The following is a 17,252-nucleotide window of genomic DNA, read 5'->3' as shown; positions in this document are numbered from 1 at the left end:
TTTAATTATTAAAATCAACTAAGCTATTTAATAATCTTGGAGGATCTGGGATGGTTAATTTAAATCTAGGAAACAGAGAATAGGCAACTACATGTACAGTTAAAACATAAACTATTTCTTGAAAAATTATCAATAAAATTGCACCTAATTGTATAGTAAAAATTGAGGGATATAGAGGTAAATTAAATAATCCAATGAACTTTTCTATTAGACCATAACTAGCTCTAGTAATTAATACCCAAAGATTATCTCCAACCAACGTAGATAATGCTATTACTCTCAGTAAGAAGCCAAGGGTTCCAATAATAACTCCCCCAGTTAAACTAAGTTTCCAACTCTTTTCTTTAAACCAACACCAACCTAACCAAAAAGCCAAGATCCCATAAGGAAATAAAAATAAAGTTCCTCTAACAGGACCCATAATTATGAATAAAAGTAGAAATTGTATTAAAAGTCCTTCAGATGCAATTTTAGTTCCTCTTCTCAAGTGCAACAAGATCATTGGGAGGGGTAAAATCAACCTTAATAAAGCTCCCCCAATCGGCAGATAATATAATGCAACCCATAATAAAGACGAAAGAGATGCTAAATAAGATGTCTCGACAATATTTAATGCTTCAGTTTTTGTTGTTATTTTCATTTTTTGTTAAATATTTTTAATTAATTTTTATTCATAGTTTTATTTTTTGTATCCAAGATACGTTCAATCTTTTCTATTTCAAAATTTACCTCAGAATTACTCAATATGGAACTTAACTCTTCCGTGGGATCTTTTGGATCTACATCTTTTAAAATGAATATTATTTTGTAAGATTGAAGCCCAATTTTTCTTTTTTTTGAAAGATTCTTAATTTTTTTATTTTTTTTATCACCAAATTTTTTGTTTTCTTTTTCTAAATTTATATCGTTTTTATTTTCTGGAACATTTTTTGGCTTTTCTACTTTTTTAATTTTTTTATTTTTTTTATCACCAAATTTTTTGTTTTCTTTTTCTAAATTTATATCGTTTTTATTTAATAAGTTATTTTGTAAATCTTCATTTTTGCTTGTTTTTTCTAAATCATTAAAACTACTTTCAAGAAAATTTCCAATCCTCCCTCCAGAACATGATTGCAAGAAAATTAAAAAAATTAATAAAAAAAATTCTTTTTTTTTAAAAATCATATTTTTTCTAACTTTTCTTGTTCCTAGTAGTTTTTTTATTACTAATCTTTGTTTTTTTTAAAATTGCGCCTTTTTTATCTTTTAGTTTTTCTTCTAAAAGAGATACTGCGTCATCAATGGTAAATTTTTCGATGTCAGTATCTTTGGCAATCGAAACATTAGTTTTGCCACATTTTAAATAGACGCCATATCTTCCATTTAATATTTGAATTTTTTCTTTAAATTCTTTCGGTTTTCCAAAGTCTTTAAGTACCTCTTGACCACCTCTACCCATTTTTGGCATCGCAAGAATTTCTAATGCTCGTTCTATATCAACTGTAAAAACATCATCCTCTTTCTTTAGGGATCTGTTTTCAGATTCATTTTCATTTTTAATCCATTTGATATAAGGGCCAAATCTTCCTCTATCAGCCTCAACAACTCCTCCTTCAGGATGAACTCCTAACAATCTAGGCAAACTTAAAAGTACAAGAGCCTCATCTAGAGTTAGATCATCAGTTTTCAGCTCTTTGGGTAATGAAGCTCTTCTTGGTTTAGCTTTATCTTGATCATTATTTCCCAATTGAACGTAGGGTCCATAAGGGCCAAATCTTAAAAAGACTTTTTCCCCAGTTTTTGGATCAGTTCCAAGATCCGATGGGCCACTCAAGATTTGATCAACTTGTTTTATGTCTAAATCTCCAGGAGTAATATCCATTGGAAGATTACCTTTAGCCTGAATTTCATTACCAGATTCATCAATTTTTGTACCCTCTAGCCAAGGTCCGTTAGAGCCTATTCTGACTACGCAAGGAAGGTCTTCGAAATCAACTTGTCTATAAGCTTTACCATCAATATCACCCTCTGTTTTCTGAACCTTTACCTCCAAACCATTTTTGCCTTTATAGAAAGTTTCGAGGTATGGTAGCCACTCAAGATTGCCTGAAGATATCTCATCCAATGAAGATTCCATTTTTGCGGTAAAAGTAGTATCAACCAGATCAGGAAAATGTTCTTCTAATAGAGCAGTAACAGCAAAAGCTGTAAACGTTGGAGCCAAAGTATTGGAAGATATATTCGCATAACCTCTATCAACTATGGTCCCAATAATGCTGGCATAGGTAGAAGGTCTTCCAATCCCTTCTTTTTCAAGAACCTTAACTAATGCAGCCTCTGTATATCTTGCAGGAGGTTTAGTTTCATGAAAAGTAGATTCCTTATTAGTAACTTCAAGACATGTTCCAGTTGTTAAGTTTGGGAGAATAATTTCTTTTTGTTCAAGGGATGAACTTGGATCATCACTTCCCTCAACATAAGCTCTGAAAAATCCTGCGAAATCAATACTTTTCCCGCTCGATTTAAATAATCCATCCCCTACGCTAATTTCAGCATTAATCATTGTTAACCTGGCTTCTGCCATTTGACTGGCAACAGTTCTTTTCCAAATTAAATCGTAAAGTGATAAGTCTCTACCAGTTAGATTAGTTTCCTTTGGTGTTTTAAATACCTCACCTGCCGGCCTAATAGCTTCATGTGCTTCTTGAGCATTTCTTGCAGTTGAATTAAATTGTCTTGGTGAGTTTGATAAATATTCTCTTCCATACATAGAACTGACACACTCTCTAGCAGCTCTTGTGGCTTGTTCGGAGAGATGAACTGAATCAGTTCTCATATAAGTTATGAAACCTCTCTCATATAGCCCTTGTGCACATCTCATAGTTTCTCTGGCAGACAAACGAAGCTTCCTATTTGCTTCTTGTTGTAATGTACTAGTTGTAAATGGAGGAACTGGCTTACGAGTAGATGGTTTTTTTTCAATTTTTGAGACTAACCAATCCTTAGAGGAGAAAATCTTCAATAAATCGTTTACTTGTTCTTCTCCAATTGTTAAAGATTTATTTCCTTCTTTTAATTTACCGGTCTGTTCATCGAAATCGGAACCGTTAGAAATTCTTTGACCGTTTAAACTGAATAATTTAGTTTCGAAAGTAACATTATCTTTTACTAGGGAAGCTTTAATCCCCCAATAACTAGCTTTTTTAAAGGATCTTCTTTCTCTCTCTCTCCTAACAAGAAGTCTTACAGAAACTGATTGAACACGACCAGCGGATAATCGGGGAGCTACCTTCTTCCAAAGTAAAGGAGATAATTCATATCCAAAAAGCCTATCCAAGATTCTTCTTGTTTCTTGAGCCTGAACAAGTTCCATATCAATTTCTCTTGTTTGATCTAAAGCTTTATTAATTGCCTTTTTCGTAATTTCATGAAAAACCATTCTCTTGGTTGGTATTTTAGGCTTAAGTATTTGTAGGAGATGCCAACTAATACTTTCTCCCTCTCTATCTTCATCAGTTGCCAGTAATAGCTGGGTGGCACCTTTCAATGCATCTTTTAACTCTTTAACAACCTTTTTCTTATCTTTTGGAACTATATAAAGTGGTTCAAAATCTTCTGTTGTATTAACTCCTATCCTTGACCATTTTTCCTTTTTAACTGCAGCAGGTATTTCAGCAGCTCCTTTTGGAAGATCTCTTACATGTCCCATTGAAGCGAGAACTTCATAATTAGAAGGCAAAAACTTTCTTATGGTTTTTGCTTTGGTGGGACTTTCAACAATAACAAGTGTGTGATCCAAGGTTTATTTCAAAAATTGGTGTTTTTGTTTAGTTAGGGCATATTATGATTATTTGAAGCTTTTTCAAGTAATTTCTTCTTAAAATTTCAAAAATCATACTCACAAATTATAATCAAGTTAAGATTAACTCTTAGACCCTTACAATCAAACATCTAATTTAATCCAATTTAATAAAGTGCCCAACGAAATCTTTACAATTAATCTAAATGCTCAAGCCATTATTCCAGAGGCTTTTATTTTATTGGGTATTGTTGGAACACTTCTTGTAGATTTAGCTGGAGAAAAAACTGCATCAAAATGGGCGCCAATAATTTGCTATTCATCAATTGGCAGCTCTCTTGTTAGTTTGGCATTGCAATGGAGTAATCCTGTAGAAAGTGCATTTCTTGGGTCCTTTAATTCTGATAATTTAGCAATCGCATTTAGAGCAATAATTTCTTTATCAACCTTAGTATCACTACTTATAAGTTGGCGCTATACAGAACAGAGTGGTAGCCCAATTGGCGAATTTGCCGCGATAGTTCTTTCGGCCACCCTTGGAGCAATGCTTTTGTGTGGATCTACTGACCTAATTAGTGTATTTATATCTCTGGAAACGTTATCTGTAGCAAGTTACTTACTTTCTGGTTACCTCAAGAGAGATCCAAGAAGTTCAGAGGCGGCCTTAAAATACCTCCTTGTTGGATCAGCAGCAGCTGCTGTCTATTTGTATGGATCCTCTTTTCTTTATGGATTAAGTGGTTCAACAAACTTAGAGACAATAGGTTTAGAGATTATCAACAAGCCGTCCTTCATTACATCACTAGCTCTTGTATTTGTCTTATCAACAGTTGCTTTTAAAATTGCTGCTGTTCCCTTTCATCAATGGACTCCTGATGTATATGAGGGTTCACCTACACCTGTAGTAGCTTTTTTATCTGTTGGTTCAAAAACAGCGGGCTTTGCATTTGCAATAAGAATATTAAGCACAACTTTCTCCTCTTTTGACGAAGAATGGAAACTTTTATTTACCATTTTGGCCATATTAAGCATGGCTCTAGGAAATGTTGTAGCTCTAGCTCAAACCTCAATGAAAAGGATGCTAGCCTACAGTTCTATTGGACAAGCTGGATTTGTAATGATTGGAATAGTATCTGGCACACAAGATGGTTTATCAGCATCTGTTTTGTATTTGGCTGCATATTTATTTATGAATTTGGGTGCATTTTCTTGTGTAATACTTTTCTCACTAAGAACTGGTTCTGACAGAATTCTTGATTACTCAGGACTTTACCAAAAAGATCCTCTCATTACATTAGGTTTAAGCCTTTGTCTTCTATCACTTGGAGGTTTACCTCCAATGTTAGGCTTTTTTGGAAAGATATACTTGTTCTTTGCAGGTTGGGCAAATCATCAATATCTATTAGTAATAGTTGGATTAGTAACTTCAGTTATATCTATTTATTACTACATTTCAGTGATAAAAATGATGGTAGTTAAAGAACCACAGGAAGCTTCTGAAATAGTCAAATCATATCCTGAAATTAATTGGGGAATTGTAGGATTACCTCCCTTGAGAATTGCACTTTATACTTGTGTCGCAGTAACTGCTCTAGGAGGAATCCTGTCCAATCCTCTTTTTAAATTAGCTAATACAGCAGTTTCAGAAACTCCTTTCTTACAAGATATTATTGCTACAGCAAACAAAATTTCCTAGAAGAATTCTTCAATAAATGGCCAAGAAAGTAGCGAGTTTAGAAAATATATCTAAAACATATGGGAAAGAGGATCTAACTGTTAAAGCATTGGATAGCATAAACTTAGAAATCTACAAAGGTGATTATTTAGCTGTAATGGGAGCTAGTGGCTCTGGCAAAAGTACAGCTATGAATATTATTGGATGTCTAGATAGACCATCTGACGGTATTTATAAATTAAATGGTATTCCTGTTGAGAATTTATCTGATGATGAGCTCGCGGAAATACGTAACCAAAAATTAGGCTTCGTTTTCCAACAATTTCATCTTTTATCAGACGCAACTGCACTTGAAAACGTAACTTTGCCGATGATTTACGCTGGTATTGATCCTGAACAAAGATTAGAGCGGGGTAAGAATGCCTTAAAAAAAGTTGGCCTTTCAGAAAGGATGAATAATCGTCCAAACCAATTATCCGGAGGTCAACAACAACGAGTTGCTATTGCGAGGGCTATTATCAATAACCCTGCAATTTTGTTGGCAGACGAACCTACTGGAGCACTAGATTCAAAAACCACTGAAGATGTATTAGATCTTTTTGACAAGCTGCATGAATCTGGAATAACTATAGTTTTAGTTACTCATGAAGATGAAGTTGCAAATCGCGCAAAAAAAATAGCCAAATTTAAGGATGGAAGAATAGTTGAATTAAAAGTTAATTAAGTTCAAAACCTTCGAATTACCTTCAGTTCAGTTTCATTTTCAATTCTTAAATTCCCATTGGAATCAATATCTTTAATTTTCCATGTATGAGGACAATAACCACTAGGTAAAAAACTTTTAGTAAGAAACTTATTTGCAGATTTAATCACATATTCTTTCTTCTTATTAGATTCAATTGAATCATAAAAAGCTTTAAGAACTTTGGCTGTCCAATAATGTTGATTAATATTCTTAGTTTGAAGTACTTTTGATAATGAAATACCTTCTGATGGAGTGTCATTTAAAACATTCATACCAAGACCTATTCTTACATAGATAATTTCTTTGCCTCTCGTTACCACCCTTGGTAAAAATCCAATCAACTTTTTTGAACCAAAAAAAATGTCGTTTGGCCATTTCAAACAAACATTTATATTCTCTTGTCTAAGCATTTCACATATCTTAATACCTAAAGACAAATTAAATATTTGATATTCAAATTCTTTTGAGAATATTGGGTAAGCTGCACTTAACCAAATCCCGCCTTTTGGAGAAACCCAAGTTTTTGAATTTTGGCCAACCCCTGATATCTGTTCTCTTGCGATTATTGCTACTGGCTGGTTTTTCTTTATTTCAGAATATCCAAGCAAGTTTGTTAGCTCATTTTCGGTACTTTTACATTTTATTTTGTAAAAAAGTCTCCAGCTTGGATATTGACCCTGAATTTTCTTTAAATAAAAAACTGTTTTAGCTGCAGGTCCAATAACTTTCAAAATTCTTTATTAAAACAACGAGCATCTTTTTGAAGATTAGATTAACTTTAGTCTTAATAAGTAAATTTTACAAATTGGACAAAAAGTATTTACCACTAGTGAATAGAAGGAATCCACATCCATTGAAAAATTGTCTTGATAATTTCAAAAAATCCTGCGGAGACTTAGATAAACTTTCTAAAATCAATGAAAACTGGAAAAACTTAATCGGCTTAGAACTATTTCAAGAATGTAAACCATTAAATATTGAAAAAAAAATACTTACTATTGCAGTAAATCATCCGCAGTGGCGCCAAGCTTTAATTTATAACAAGCATAAATTAAAAGAAAGAATCGAGAAAATTGGAATAACTTTGAATGAAATAAAAATAATACAAAATTATGAAATTAAAAATAAAAATATCAAAGCTACTAATGCAAAGATAGTTTGGGCAAAGCATCCAAGCAGAATCAATCAAAATAATATGTGCATTTGTACGCTTTGTAATTCCCCTACTCCTGAGGGCGAGATCAAAAGATGGGGAAAGTGTTCTTTTTGTTGGAGAAAAATAAAAAACTAAATTCTTTATTTAGTTAAAATTAGTATTCCCATTTGCCCCACCAAAATAGTTCTATATTCAGCTTTTTTAAATCCAACTTCCTTAGCAATACTTATAAGCTCATTTTTCTTTGGAAAATTACTAATACTTTTTTCAATATATGCGTACTCTGAACCTAAATTAAAAAGCCGCGAAATGGTTACTACAATTAATCTTAAATAAATTTTCTGAAAAATATTGGATAAAGAATTTCTTTTTGAGTGATTAAAATCCAAAAATCCTGCCCTTCCCTTATCCTTCAAAAGATCAAAAACTTTTTTTATTCCTTCTTCAACATTATTCAAGTTTCTAAGTCCATATGACATGCAAATCCCATCAAAATTTTTTGCATAATCATGAATTTCTAATACATCTTTCATTTCCCACTTAATAAATTTATTTTTTTTAAGCTCTGATTTTTTTTTTGCAATATTCAAGATATCCTCTGCACTGTCAATCCCAGTAATTGAACCCCTTGGACTAACTCTCTCAGAAATTAAGAATGCTAAATCTCCAGTTCCACAGCATAAATCAGCCCAATCTTCACCATTTAAAGGTTCCAATAAATTAATTAATTTCCTTTTCCATAATCTGTGCAGCCCAAAACTTAATAGATTATTTAAAAAGTCATATTTATAAGAAATTTTATTAAATATATTTTTGACTTCGATAGTTTTTGTGAATTTCATTTTTAAATTTTTAACTTATTTCTTTTTTGTATTAAATTAAATTTTTTATTCATATGGTCTAATTGGAAGTTTTTTTTCGAGGAGGAAAGTCTTTATTTCTCTTAAAGAAAGTTTCTTATCATGAAGTAAAGATGCTAAAAGTGCAGCAGATGCCCTACCTTCATTAAAAACATCATAGATATCTTCTAAACAACCTGCTCCTCCAGAAGCAATCACTGGAATATTAACAATATTGGCAACACATTCAGTCAGATGTAAATCATATCCATTCTGCGTGCCATCACCATCCATTGAAGTAAGCAAAATTTCCCCTGCGCCTGACTTCTCAACTTTCTTTGCCCAACTTAATACATCTATTCCAGTATTTTCTCTCCCTCCTTTTACATATACCTCCCATTCATCGGTCTTATTTACTTTTCTTTTAGCATCAATTGCTATCACGATACATTGATTACCAAATTCTCTAGAACTTTTAGAAATTAAATCTGGATTTCTTACAGCAGAAGAATTCAAACTCACTTTGTCCGCTCCAGCTCTTAAAAGATCATTAATTGAAGAAACAGAATCTATTCCTCCACCTACTGTAAATGGGATTTTTACTGATTTTGCGGTCCTAGAGACAAGGTCAACTAATGTATTTCTATTTTCTACACTAGCTCTAATATCTAAGAATACTAATTCATCTGCGCCCTCATCAGAATATCTACAAGCCAATTCAACAGGATCGCCTGAGTCTCTCAAGTTAACAAAATTTACACCTTTAACGACTCTGCCATGGGCGACATCTAAACAAGGAATTAAACGAAGAGCTACCATTTTAGTAAAAATTGTCCAAATGCTGTTAATCTTGCATAATAGCTTCCATTTTACCTCTTATGGCTGAAACAAAATTATTACCCAAAATTGGTAGTAAAATCAAAATTAACATTAACAAAGTAAAAGATAGACTACCAGCTAAATTAATCGATCAAATATCCTCGAATCCTAAAGCCGTAATAACAGGCTATAAAATGACAGACGGCAGAAGTATTGGGATCACCGCAAAATTTCAAAATGGTGAGCAGAATTGGTTTTTCCCAGAAGAAATTGAGAAAGGTTAAAGATTAAAGTGAATGATCCAAAACAACTATTAGGAATTAAGGGTGCCTCTGAAACATCAAGTATATGGAAACTCCGTATACAGTTAATGAAACCTATAACGTGGATCCCTTTGATATGGGGAGTTATTTGTGGAGCAGCTGCAAGTGGGAATTTTGAATGGACATTTAGTAATGTTTTAGCTTCATTAGCATGTATGTTGATGAGTGGACCACTTCTGGCTGGTTATACCCAAACCATAAATGATTTTTTTGATAAAGAAATTGATGCAATTAATGAACCAAATAGACCAATTCCTTCTGGAAAAATTTCAATTAAAGATGTAAAAATACAAATCTGGGTATTACTTATAGCGGGTTTAGTAGTTGCTTTTCTATTGGATTTATATGCTAAACACAGCTTTCCCTCTGTATTACTTTTGGCATTAGGAGGTTCCTTTGTAAGTTATATATATTCTGCCCCACCACTCAAATTAAAACAGAATGGTTGGCTTGGAAATTATGCATTAGGAGCATCTTATATAGCTTTACCTTGGTGGGCAGGACAGGCATTGTTTGGGAAATTAACTATCGTTACGGCGATACTAACACTTGCTTATAGCCTCTCAGGACTTGGAATTGCTGTTATTAATGATTTCAAAAGTGTTGAAGGAGACTCAAAGCTAGGCTTAAATTCTCTACCAGTAGTATTTGGAATTAAAAATGCAAGTAGAATAAGTGCAGGACTGATTGACATTTTTCAATTAGCAATGGTAGTAGTATTAGTCATTATTGGTCAACACTTAGCCTCTGTAATTTTGGTTTTATTGGTAATCCCACAAATTACATTTCAAGATATGTGGTTACTAAGAGATCCTCTAAAGTTTGATGTCAAATATCAAGCAAGTGCCCAACCGTTCCTTATAACTGGAATGTTAGTAACAGCTTTAGCGATAGGACATAGTTTTTTAGTTGCTTAAGGTGCAAAAGATTAAATTCAAATCTTTTGTTTTAATAATTCCAATATTAATTTTTTCTGGAATATCTTTTTATTTTTTTAGTATAATATTTAATACTTTAAAATTTGACGTATCTAAAAATAAAAAGTTTCGGGAAACCAAATATTCCTACGTAATATCATCTTCTGATAATAAGATACTAAGCAAATTAAGCCGCAAATTTGAAATAGATAATAGTTATCATAAAATTCCATTTTTACTTAAACATTCTTTTATATCTTCTGAGGATAAAAGATTTTATAAACATAATGGAATAGATTTAAAAAGCATCTCACGTGCCCTGATTAAAAATATTAGAAGTGGTTATGTTAAAGAGGGAGGAAGTACGATTACACAACAAGTTGCTAGATTACTTTTTCTAAATAATGATTTAAGTTTTCAAAGAAAAATCAAAGAAATATTTATATCACTCATAATTGAATTTAGATATGACAAAAATCAAATTTTAAAATTATATTTAAATAATATTTATCTAGGATCAGGAGCGTATGGGGTAGACGAGGCTGCCCAAGTTTATTTTGGAAAATTCATAGAAGAATTGACATTATCAGAGATAGCATTAATTGCAGGATTAGCTCCAGCTCCATCAATTTATTCACCTTATCAAAATTTAAAACTTGCTATTAAAAATAGAAATAAAGTTCTTGAATCAATGCATCTTGATGGATATATTTCTCTTGCAAATAAGAATAAGGCTATTAAAGAAAAAATCAAATTAAATTATCAAACAGCTGATAATTTTTTAAATGATAAATTACTAATAAACTTTATTCTTCAGGAAACAGATAAAAGAATTGGAAATAAAAATGATTATAAGTTTTTAAGAATTAAATCTTCTATCAACAAAGATTGGCAAGAAAAAGGGCAAAAAATATCAAGATATGCAGGCCCTAAAGAACTTGAGTTTGCTCTGTTATCAATTGAATCAAATACAGGACTAATCCGGGCAATGATAACCAGCAAAAATCCATCAATTAATGAATACAATAGAGTGATTTCATCTGTAAGACCTTTAGGTTCTACTTTTAAAATAATCCCTTATGCTGCTGCATTAATAGAAGGAAATAAATTAAGCGATAAATTTGAAGACTTACCAACATGCTGGGAAAGTTATTGCCCAAAAAATTTTTCAGAAGACTATAGAGGTTCAATATCTTTGATTGAATCATTTAAAAGTTCGTCAAATATCGTTCCAATATCAATAACAAAAAAAATCGGCTTGAAAAATATTATTAATTTAGCGAATTCATTTGGACTAGGTTACGAGCAAGAGTTTCAGGAATTCCCATCATTAGCTATAGGCTCCTACGGTGATAATCTTTTAAACATCACAAATGCATATTCTGCAATAAACAATAATGGGAAGATTCAAAGCCCTGAAATCATAGAAAAAATAGAATCATTTAAAAAACAACCTATTTGGAAAAAAAAATCTATTCCCAAGAAAATATTAGATTTAAAAATAAACAAGAAAATAAATAAACTTCTTGAAAAATCTGTAAAAGAAGGCACTTCAAAAGCAGCATCTATAAAAGGAAAGAAAATTTATGGGAAGACAGGAACGTCTGATGGAAATAAAGATCTCTGGTTTATTGGTTCCATTGATAACCTTACAACAGGGATTTGGTTAGGTTACGACGATAACAAGGAATCTGAATTATCTAGTGGAAATGCAGCTTATTTATGGAAGAAGTTCATATCTGAAATTTTTAAAATTCCAATTAAAAAATAAATTAAATTTTTAAGATTTATAAGAAATTATTGCAGAATAAAATCCATCACCAGGATAATCCAAGCTAGGTAAAATTTGCTTTTGGCTAATCAATTTTAAAGTTTTGCTTTTTTCAATAAATCGTTCAATTAATAGATTATTTTCATCGGGACAAATAGTACAAGTTGAATAAACTAAAGTGCCATCTTTTTTCAAAAGAGGAAAAATACTATCCAAAAGTTTTTCCTGTAATAAAGTTAAAGATTTTATTTTTTCTTTACTTAAAGACCATCTAGAATCTGGATTCCTGGAGAGAGTTCCAATGCCTGAGCATGGAGCATCTAATAAAATCTTATCAAAATAAGATATAAACTTAGGATTTAATTCAATCAAACTCGTAGCATCAGCCTTAAGGATATCAACAGATTTCAAATTTAACCTTTCTAGATTTGATTGCAATATTTTCAATCTTTTTGCTGATCTATCTACTGCAATGATTTCAGCACTATCATTTGTTAATTCTGCTAGGTGGGTAGACTTACTTCCTGGAGCTGCACAAGCATCTAAAATCTTTTCACCTTCTTTTGGATTTAATAGAGGTGCTATCCACTGAGAAGATCTATCTTGAATTGTCCAAAGTCCATCTCTATATCCTGGTAAATTTTTTATAGATCTTGGATTAGATTTTAAAGTAATTCCATTATGTAAATCTTTAATAATTTCAGCATCAATTTTATTTTCATGAAGTACTTTCAAAAATTTATCTAAATTAGTTTTTAATTGGTTAATTCTCAAATCAATTGATGGTTTTTTATTAAATGCCTTAATGATATTTTCACCCTCGCTATTACCGACCCATTTATAAAGATCCTTCACAAGCCATAATGGAAATGATTCAAGATATGAAATTCTTTCTTTTCTATCAAATGATAATTCAGGAAAAATTTTTTGTTCTAATTTTCTTGATGCATTTCTCAATATCGCATTTACAGTTCCCGCTAAACCATTTAAATCTGTTTTTTTAGCTACTTCTACAGTGGTAGAAATAGCAGCCGGAAATGGAATTTTATCCATTTTCAATAGTTGATATAAACCTATATGTAGGAGCCATCTTAACTTTGGAGGCTGCTTTTTATGAGTAATTTTTGATGTATGATCCGTCCAAAGATCAAGAAATTTTCTATACCTTATGCATCCAAAAGACAATTCCGTAATAAAAGCTATATCAAGAGGATTAAATTGATAATTTTTTAAAACCTTTTCAAGAGCATGATCAGAAAAATCACCACAACTAACTTTTAATAAAATTTCCCAAGCTGCTTTTCTTTGTAAATATCCTTTGCTCAAAATATAATTTATTTTTAAAGATAACTTTAATATACAAAAAATTCAAAAATTTAAACTACTTTTACGATTGCAGTATTAAACCAAAATAAAACCAATGATAGAAATAAGTGAAAGATTAAATCCTAAAAAAAGAAAGATATTTAAAGAATGGATTCTTTCTCGAAAAAATATTTTTTTTTCTTCTTGATACTTCATTAGTAAAATGAAAACTTAATCAGGATCTCAAACGGCAACCAATATTGATAGAACCTGCATCCAGCATTCTGCCTAATTTAATTGCTATGGATTCCTCCAACCTTGTGAAATTAGATTGATGAGTAGTTATCCAATCTAATTCAGAAAAAGTGATAATACCTGTCGAATTACTTTTTAAAAAAAGTGTTCCAATTTCCATTAGATAAATCTAACTTTGATTAAAGTAACATTTATACTTAATAAATCGTCATAATATAATATTCTTTTAATTTTTCAAATACAACTGTAGGATATTACTCTTAATTTATTGAATATCTCTTAAAAATTTATCGGCCGTTTTTAGATGATTATTTAATTTTTCCTCTGACATTTTATCGATATTTCTCGTTAACATTGCAAGGCGATATTGCTTTCTAAAAAAGCTTTCATTATCTTTAATAAATTTCCAAAATAAGCCATCCCATATTTCACACCATGGGCCACTTTTGAAATTAGACATTTTCTTTACATAATTAGAGCTTGATATATATGGCTTTGTTGAAAAGATACCTCCATCACTAAACTGACTCATTCCGTAAACATTTGGGACCATAACCCAATCATAGGAATCAATAAACATTTCCATAAACCATTTATAAACTTGGTTGGGGTGAATTCTACATAGAAGCATAAAGTTGCCAACAATCATTAGCCGCTCAATATGATGACAGTAACCAAATTTAATAATATTTTTTATAACAACGTCTACTGGTTCAATTCCTGTATTTCCTTGATAAAAAGATTTTGGAATTGGCTTATCTTCAAAATTCCAAAAATTACTATTTCGCATCTTTGTTCCGTACTTTTTATAGACGAGGCAAATAAATTCTCTCCATCCAATAATTTGACGAATAAAACCCTCTAAAGAGTTAATAGGAACATTATTATTTTTTGCAAAAAGTAATGCTTTATTTACTACTACATCTGGGGTTAATAAGCCGCTATTTAAAAGAGGAGAAAGTAAACTGTGCCATAAAAAAGAATTTTCTTTAGAAATAGCATCCTCATAATCTCCAAATAAGAAAAATCTATGTTTAAAAAAATCATTTAACCATGCATCTGCCTCTTCAAAATTAGTTGGATATAAAAAGTTGTTACTTTCTCCAATAAACTCAATATCAAAATTGGCTAATGACCTTTCTGCATTAACTACAAATTTATTTTTTTGTAATTTAGGTGTATCGGGTATATTTATTTTTTTTGGTAATTTTTTTCTGTTCATTTCATCGAAACTCCATTTACCACCTTCAGGCGTATCATCAGGATTAACTAATATCTTTTGGCTCTTTCTTTGATTCTCATAAAATCTCCCCATAAGAGGTTTTTTTGTATTTGATGCAAATAAATCTTTTAAATCTTCACTGCTCATAAACATAGGAGAAGGCAAAATATTTAAAGCTAAATTATTACTTTCAACAAAATTATTGATCCTCTTCATTATTAAAAAATCATGAGGGTCAATGAGATTTAATTTCTGATATTTATTTTTAATAATTTCCGATAAGTGATCAACTGTAGAAACATTATTCTTGTTTTCGATATATAAAACTTTAAAGCCAGATATTTCTAAATAATTTTTATAAGCGAGCATAGATGCTCTATGAAAAACTAACTTATTTTTATGGTTAATTAATTTATGAAATTTATCATTTCCAAAAAATAATGAGTCTTCCAAAATCAAAACTTCACAATTTATTTTTAAGATTGGGCTTTCTCTAAAAAGTTGATTGGGGAAAATAATTGATATTTGTTTCATCTTTGCGACTTCCTGTTACTGCATCTTTTTGAACAGTAGATAACATCATCCCAACAGTTTTTCCATTTTTTACGCCACTCAAATGGCCTTTTGCAAACAGGACAAGTTTTAGTAGAAAGATTTTTCAAAATTTATAATTTTCTTTTATGAGTAGATTTAAATCTAGTTGAATCTTTAAGGGCCATATGTTTTGTATTTCTTCCCGAAACTCTCTTTCTCCAGACTTTGAAAGATTTGGGTTTAAGATTTTGACGCATAATTTTTATCGCATCTTCCTCTTTTAAACCAAATTGATACTCGATAGCTTCAAAGGGTGTTCTATCTTCCCAACACATTTCTATTATTCTGTCTATGTCCATACTTTCCATATTTATTGTTCACATTGTGAGGTACAAAGTTTTTCAATATCGGATCTACCTGTAATTTGAAGTCTATATTTTGCCCAATATCTGTAAACCAATCTCAATAATGGAGATAAGAGCTTAATCTTCAAGGGATAATAAACCCAACCTAAACCAACTAATTCATAAGAATATGCAAGTACATCTAGTCCCCTAATAATTTCACCATTTTCAATAATCCCATGCAGGTTTGACATAGCTTCTGAATATGAGATGTCATTAAAAAGACTTTGATCATAATCCTTACTATTAATATCTATAAATGCAATTTGATTTAAGGTATCTCTTTTTTTAAGAAAATTTGTTTCTCTCAAACAAAGTGGACAACCTCCATCGAATAAAAAGGTTAATTTATTTTTCATATTTTTATTCAAATATAGAAATTAAATAACTTTTTTGTGGAATAAAAAATTTTTTTTAGAGTACAAGCTTTATAAAGCCTTAATAATTGCCAGTTCTAATTTAGTGAAATTATATTATCTTATTAATTAATAAGCCATTGATTAAGGGATACATCAATGGTTTAAAATTATTTATAATCAGTCATCTAGAAGATGAACTCCTTCTCCTACATCAGGAGTAAATTTACAATATTTTTCAAAAATAAGTCCAACACCTCGCATTTTTTCTCCTAATTCATCGTTAAATTTATTCCATTCTTCCGATTCACGATCAGGTAAATCCCATCCTTGTTTTTCTACCATACTTGTTATTAATGTATAGTCCCATTCTATGTATGCCATTGAGTTAATTTAAACTACCAAAATATTATAAACCAAGAGATTTAATAGGTAATCAATATTTTTTGAATATAATTTAAAAGTGTGAAAAAATTATAAATGTCAATTTTGCCGAGAAGATTTGAACGAATCAAAAATGTTTTAGATTGCAGAATGAAAAACTTGACTGTTTTAGTTGAGGATGTCAATAAACCACATAATTTATCTGCGATATTAAGGACATGTGATGCGGCAGGAGTTTTCGAAGCAAATTTTATAAGCAAAACGAATGCCGTTAAGACTTTTAATAGTACCGCTCAAGGAAGTCAAAAATGGGTAAAACTGAATAATCATGAAAACACTATCACTGCAATATCTGATTTAAAGAATAAGGGCTTTAAATTATATGGAACGACTCTTAATAATGAATCAGTAGATTATAGAAATTTTGATTATTCTCAAAATACATGTTTTGTTTTAGGAGCAGAAAAATGGGGACTAAGTAATGAACTTATATCAATGGTTGATCAATCAATTTTTATACCTATGAGAGGTATGGTTCAATCTCTGAATGTTTCAGTTGCTGCTTCTATATTATTATTTGAAGCTGTTCGCCAAAGAAAAAATAAAGGTATATTGCCCGCTAATGGAGAAGGGTTAAATATGGATGAATATCAAAAAACACTTTTTGAATGGTGTTACCCAGAATTAGCTGCGGTGTATAAAAAATCAGCTAAAGAATATCCAAAGTTGAATGATCAAGGAGAACTTGATCCTGTTACAGATAACTAAA

Annotated in this window: 20 protein-coding genes; 7 read left to right on the top strand and 13 right to left on the bottom strand. The window is 30.9% G+C overall.

Annotation, left to right across the window (positions count from 1 at the left end; translation table 11 throughout):
• Position 1: 1 nt before the first annotated feature.
• From HA151_RS02300 to topA, 3 genes are read right to left on the bottom strand one after another with little or no spacing between them, the layout of a single operon-like run.
• A complete protein-coding gene (locus HA151_RS02300; protein ID WP_209105904.1) occupies positions 2–640 on the bottom strand; it encodes a DUF2232 domain-containing protein in 639 nt (212 codons plus the stop codon).
• A 20-nt stretch (positions 641–660) separates the two neighbouring features.
• A complete protein-coding gene (locus HA151_RS02295) occupies positions 661–1,164 on the bottom strand; it encodes a hypothetical protein (protein WP_209105903.1) in 504 nt (167 codons plus the stop codon).
• A 7-nt stretch (positions 1,165–1,171) separates the two neighbouring features.
• The gene (topA, locus tag HA151_RS02290; RefSeq protein WP_209105902.1) at positions 1,172–3,778 is read right to left on the bottom strand and encodes a type I DNA topoisomerase; all 2,607 of its coding nucleotides are present in this window, start codon (positions 3,776–3,778) and stop codon (positions 1,172–1,174) included.
• 175 nt (positions 3,779–3,953) lie between these two features.
• On the opposite strand from topA, the gene HA151_RS02285 reads away from it, so the two are divergent.
• A complete protein-coding gene (locus HA151_RS02285) occupies positions 3,954–5,474 on the top strand; it encodes an NAD(P)H-quinone oxidoreductase subunit N (RefSeq protein WP_209105901.1) in 1,521 nt (506 codons plus the stop codon).
• A 16-nt stretch (positions 5,475–5,490) separates the two neighbouring features.
• On the top strand, positions 5,491–6,177 hold the full coding sequence (locus tag HA151_RS02280) for an ABC transporter ATP-binding protein (RefSeq protein WP_209105900.1): 687 nt from the start codon (positions 5,491–5,493) through the stop codon (positions 6,175–6,177).
• A 2-nt stretch (positions 6,178–6,179) separates the two neighbouring features.
• Here the strand turns inward: HA151_RS02280 and HA151_RS02275 are convergent, their stop codons facing one another.
• Complete coding sequence (locus HA151_RS02275) at positions 6,180–6,929, bottom strand: biotin--[acetyl-CoA-carboxylase] ligase (protein WP_209105899.1); 750 nt, start codon at positions 6,927–6,929, stop codon at positions 6,180–6,182.
• A 98-nt stretch (positions 6,930–7,027) separates the two neighbouring features.
• Between HA151_RS02275 and HA151_RS02270 the strand changes: the two genes are divergently transcribed.
• Positions 7,028–7,489, top strand: coding sequence for a DUF721 domain-containing protein (locus tag HA151_RS02270; protein ID WP_209105898.1), 462 nt, complete (start codon positions 7,028–7,030; stop codon positions 7,487–7,489).
• A gap of 5 nt (positions 7,490–7,494) precedes the next feature.
• Here the strand turns inward: HA151_RS02270 and ubiE are convergent, their stop codons facing one another.
• Both ubiE and hisF read right to left on the bottom strand, forming a co-directional pair.
• The gene (gene ubiE, locus HA151_RS02265) at positions 7,495–8,196 is read right to left on the bottom strand and encodes a bifunctional demethylmenaquinone methyltransferase/2-methoxy-6-polyprenyl-1,4-benzoquinol methylase UbiE (RefSeq protein WP_209105897.1); all 702 of its coding nucleotides are present in this window, start codon (positions 8,194–8,196) and stop codon (positions 7,495–7,497) included.
• Between the two features lie 45 nt (positions 8,197–8,241).
• Positions 8,242–9,012 (bottom strand): imidazole glycerol phosphate synthase subunit HisF, encoded by a 771-nt coding sequence (gene hisF / locus HA151_RS02260; protein WP_209105896.1) that lies wholly within the window; start codon positions 9,010–9,012, stop codon positions 8,242–8,244.
• Between the two features lie 59 nt (positions 9,013–9,071).
• Here hisF and petP point away from each other — a divergent pair, with 59 nt between their 5' ends.
• The 3 genes from petP to HA151_RS02245 are packed head-to-tail and all read left to right on the top strand — an operon-like array spanning position 9,072 to position 12,023.
• A complete protein-coding gene (petP, locus tag HA151_RS02255; RefSeq protein ID WP_011375988.1) occupies positions 9,072–9,296 on the top strand; it encodes a cytochrome b6f subunit PetP in 225 nt (74 codons plus the stop codon).
• A gap of 8 nt (positions 9,297–9,304) precedes the next feature.
• A complete protein-coding gene (gene chlG, locus HA151_RS02250) occupies positions 9,305–10,252 on the top strand; it encodes a chlorophyll synthase ChlG (RefSeq protein ID WP_209105895.1) in 948 nt (315 codons plus the stop codon).
• Position 10,253: 1 nt separating this feature from the next.
• Positions 10,254–12,023 carry a transglycosylase domain-containing protein gene (locus tag HA151_RS02245; RefSeq protein ID WP_209105894.1) on the top strand — a complete coding sequence of 590 codons (1,770 nt, stop codon included), beginning with the start codon at positions 10,254–10,256 and terminating at the stop codon, positions 12,021–12,023.
• Between the two features lie 9 nt (positions 12,024–12,032).
• Here HA151_RS02245 and HA151_RS02240 read toward each other — a convergent pair whose 3' ends face one another.
• From HA151_RS02240 to HA151_RS02210, 7 genes are all read right to left on the bottom strand, one after another.
• A complete protein-coding gene (locus tag HA151_RS02240) occupies positions 12,033–13,349 on the bottom strand; it encodes a 16S rRNA (cytosine(967)-C(5))-methyltransferase (RefSeq protein WP_209105893.1) in 1,317 nt (438 codons plus the stop codon).
• 214 nt (positions 13,350–13,563) lie between these two features.
• Positions 13,564–13,743 carry a hypothetical protein gene (locus tag HA151_RS02235; protein ID WP_209105892.1) on the bottom strand — a complete coding sequence of 60 codons (180 nt, stop codon included), beginning with the start codon at positions 13,741–13,743 and terminating at the stop codon, positions 13,564–13,566.
• A 105-nt stretch (positions 13,744–13,848) separates the two neighbouring features.
• Positions 13,849–15,339 carry a cryptochrome/photolyase family protein gene (locus tag HA151_RS02230; protein ID WP_209105891.1) on the bottom strand — a complete coding sequence of 497 codons (1,491 nt, stop codon included), beginning with the start codon at positions 15,337–15,339 and terminating at the stop codon, positions 13,849–13,851.
• Positions 15,336–15,467, bottom strand: a complete 132-nt coding sequence (locus HA151_RS02225) for a DUF2256 domain-containing protein (protein ID WP_075487685.1) — start codon at positions 15,465–15,467, stop codon at positions 15,336–15,338. Before HA151_RS02225 ends, HA151_RS02230 begins: the two co-directional genes overlap by 4 nt.
• A gap of 3 nt (positions 15,468–15,470) precedes the next feature.
• Positions 15,471–15,707, bottom strand: a complete 237-nt coding sequence (locus HA151_RS02220; RefSeq protein ID WP_209105890.1) for a TIGR03643 family protein — start codon at positions 15,705–15,707, stop codon at positions 15,471–15,473.
• Between the two features lie 2 nt (positions 15,708–15,709).
• A complete protein-coding gene (locus HA151_RS02215; protein ID WP_042849887.1) occupies positions 15,710–16,102 on the bottom strand; it encodes a thiol-disulfide oxidoreductase DCC family protein in 393 nt (130 codons plus the stop codon).
• 177 nt (positions 16,103–16,279) lie between these two features.
• Positions 16,280–16,483, bottom strand: a complete 204-nt coding sequence (locus HA151_RS02210) for a hypothetical protein (RefSeq protein WP_025933200.1) — start codon at positions 16,481–16,483, stop codon at positions 16,280–16,282.
• 96 nt (positions 16,484–16,579) lie between these two features.
• Between HA151_RS02210 and trmH the strand changes: the two genes are divergently transcribed.
• Entirely contained in the window at positions 16,580–17,251 is a 672-nt protein-coding gene (trmH, locus tag HA151_RS02205) for a tRNA (guanosine(18)-2'-O)-methyltransferase TrmH (RefSeq protein WP_209105889.1), read from the top strand.
• Position 17,252: the final 1 nt, after the last annotated feature.

Source organism: Prochlorococcus marinus XMU1419 (genome assembly GCF_017695955.1).
In the GTDB taxonomy this organism is placed as follows: domain Bacteria; phylum Cyanobacteriota; class Cyanobacteriia; order PCC-6307; family Cyanobiaceae; genus Prochlorococcus_A; species Prochlorococcus_A marinus_AD.
The sequence above is the reverse complement of the archived record's forward strand: the minus strand, read 5'-3'. Positions and strand labels throughout refer to the sequence as shown.

Bases quoted from the DNA above. Each gene is read 5' to 3' on its own strand.
- HA151_RS02300 (WP_209105904.1), bottom strand. From the start codon at position 640: ATGAAAATAACAACAAAAACTGAAGCATTAAATATTGTCGAGACATCT.
- HA151_RS02215 (WP_042849887.1), bottom strand. From the start codon at position 16,102: ATGAAAAATAAATTAACCTTTTTATTCGATGGAGGTTGTCCACTTTGT.
- petP (WP_011375988.1), top strand. From the start codon at position 9,072: ATGGCTGAAACAAAATTATTACCCAAAATTGGTAGTAAAATCAAAATT.
- hisF (WP_209105896.1), bottom strand. From the start codon at position 9,012: ATGGTAGCTCTTCGTTTAATTCCTTGTTTAGATGTCGCCCATGGCAGA.
- HA151_RS02220 (WP_209105890.1), bottom strand. From the start codon at position 15,707: ATGGAAAGTATGGACATAGACAGAATAATAGAAATGTGTTGGGAAGAT.
- ubiE (WP_209105897.1), bottom strand. From the start codon at position 8,196: ATGAAATTCACAAAAACTATCGAAGTCAAAAATATATTTAATAAAATT.
- HA151_RS02280 (WP_209105900.1), top strand. From the start codon at position 5,491: ATGGCCAAGAAAGTAGCGAGTTTAGAAAATATATCTAAAACATATGGG.
- HA151_RS02210 (WP_025933200.1), bottom strand. From the start codon at position 16,483: ATGGCATACATAGAATGGGACTATACATTAATAACAAGTATGGTAGAA.
- trmH (WP_209105889.1), top strand. From the start codon at position 16,580: ATGTCAATTTTGCCGAGAAGATTTGAACGAATCAAAAATGTTTTAGAT.
- HA151_RS02235 (WP_209105892.1), bottom strand. From the start codon at position 13,743: ATGGAAATTGGAACACTTTTTTTAAAAAGTAATTCGACAGGTATTATC.
- HA151_RS02230 (WP_209105891.1), bottom strand. From the start codon at position 15,339: ATGAAACAAATATCAATTATTTTCCCCAATCAACTTTTTAGAGAAAGC.
- HA151_RS02295 (WP_209105903.1), bottom strand. From the start codon at position 1,164: ATGATTTTTAAAAAAAAAGAATTTTTTTTATTAATTTTTTTAATTTTC.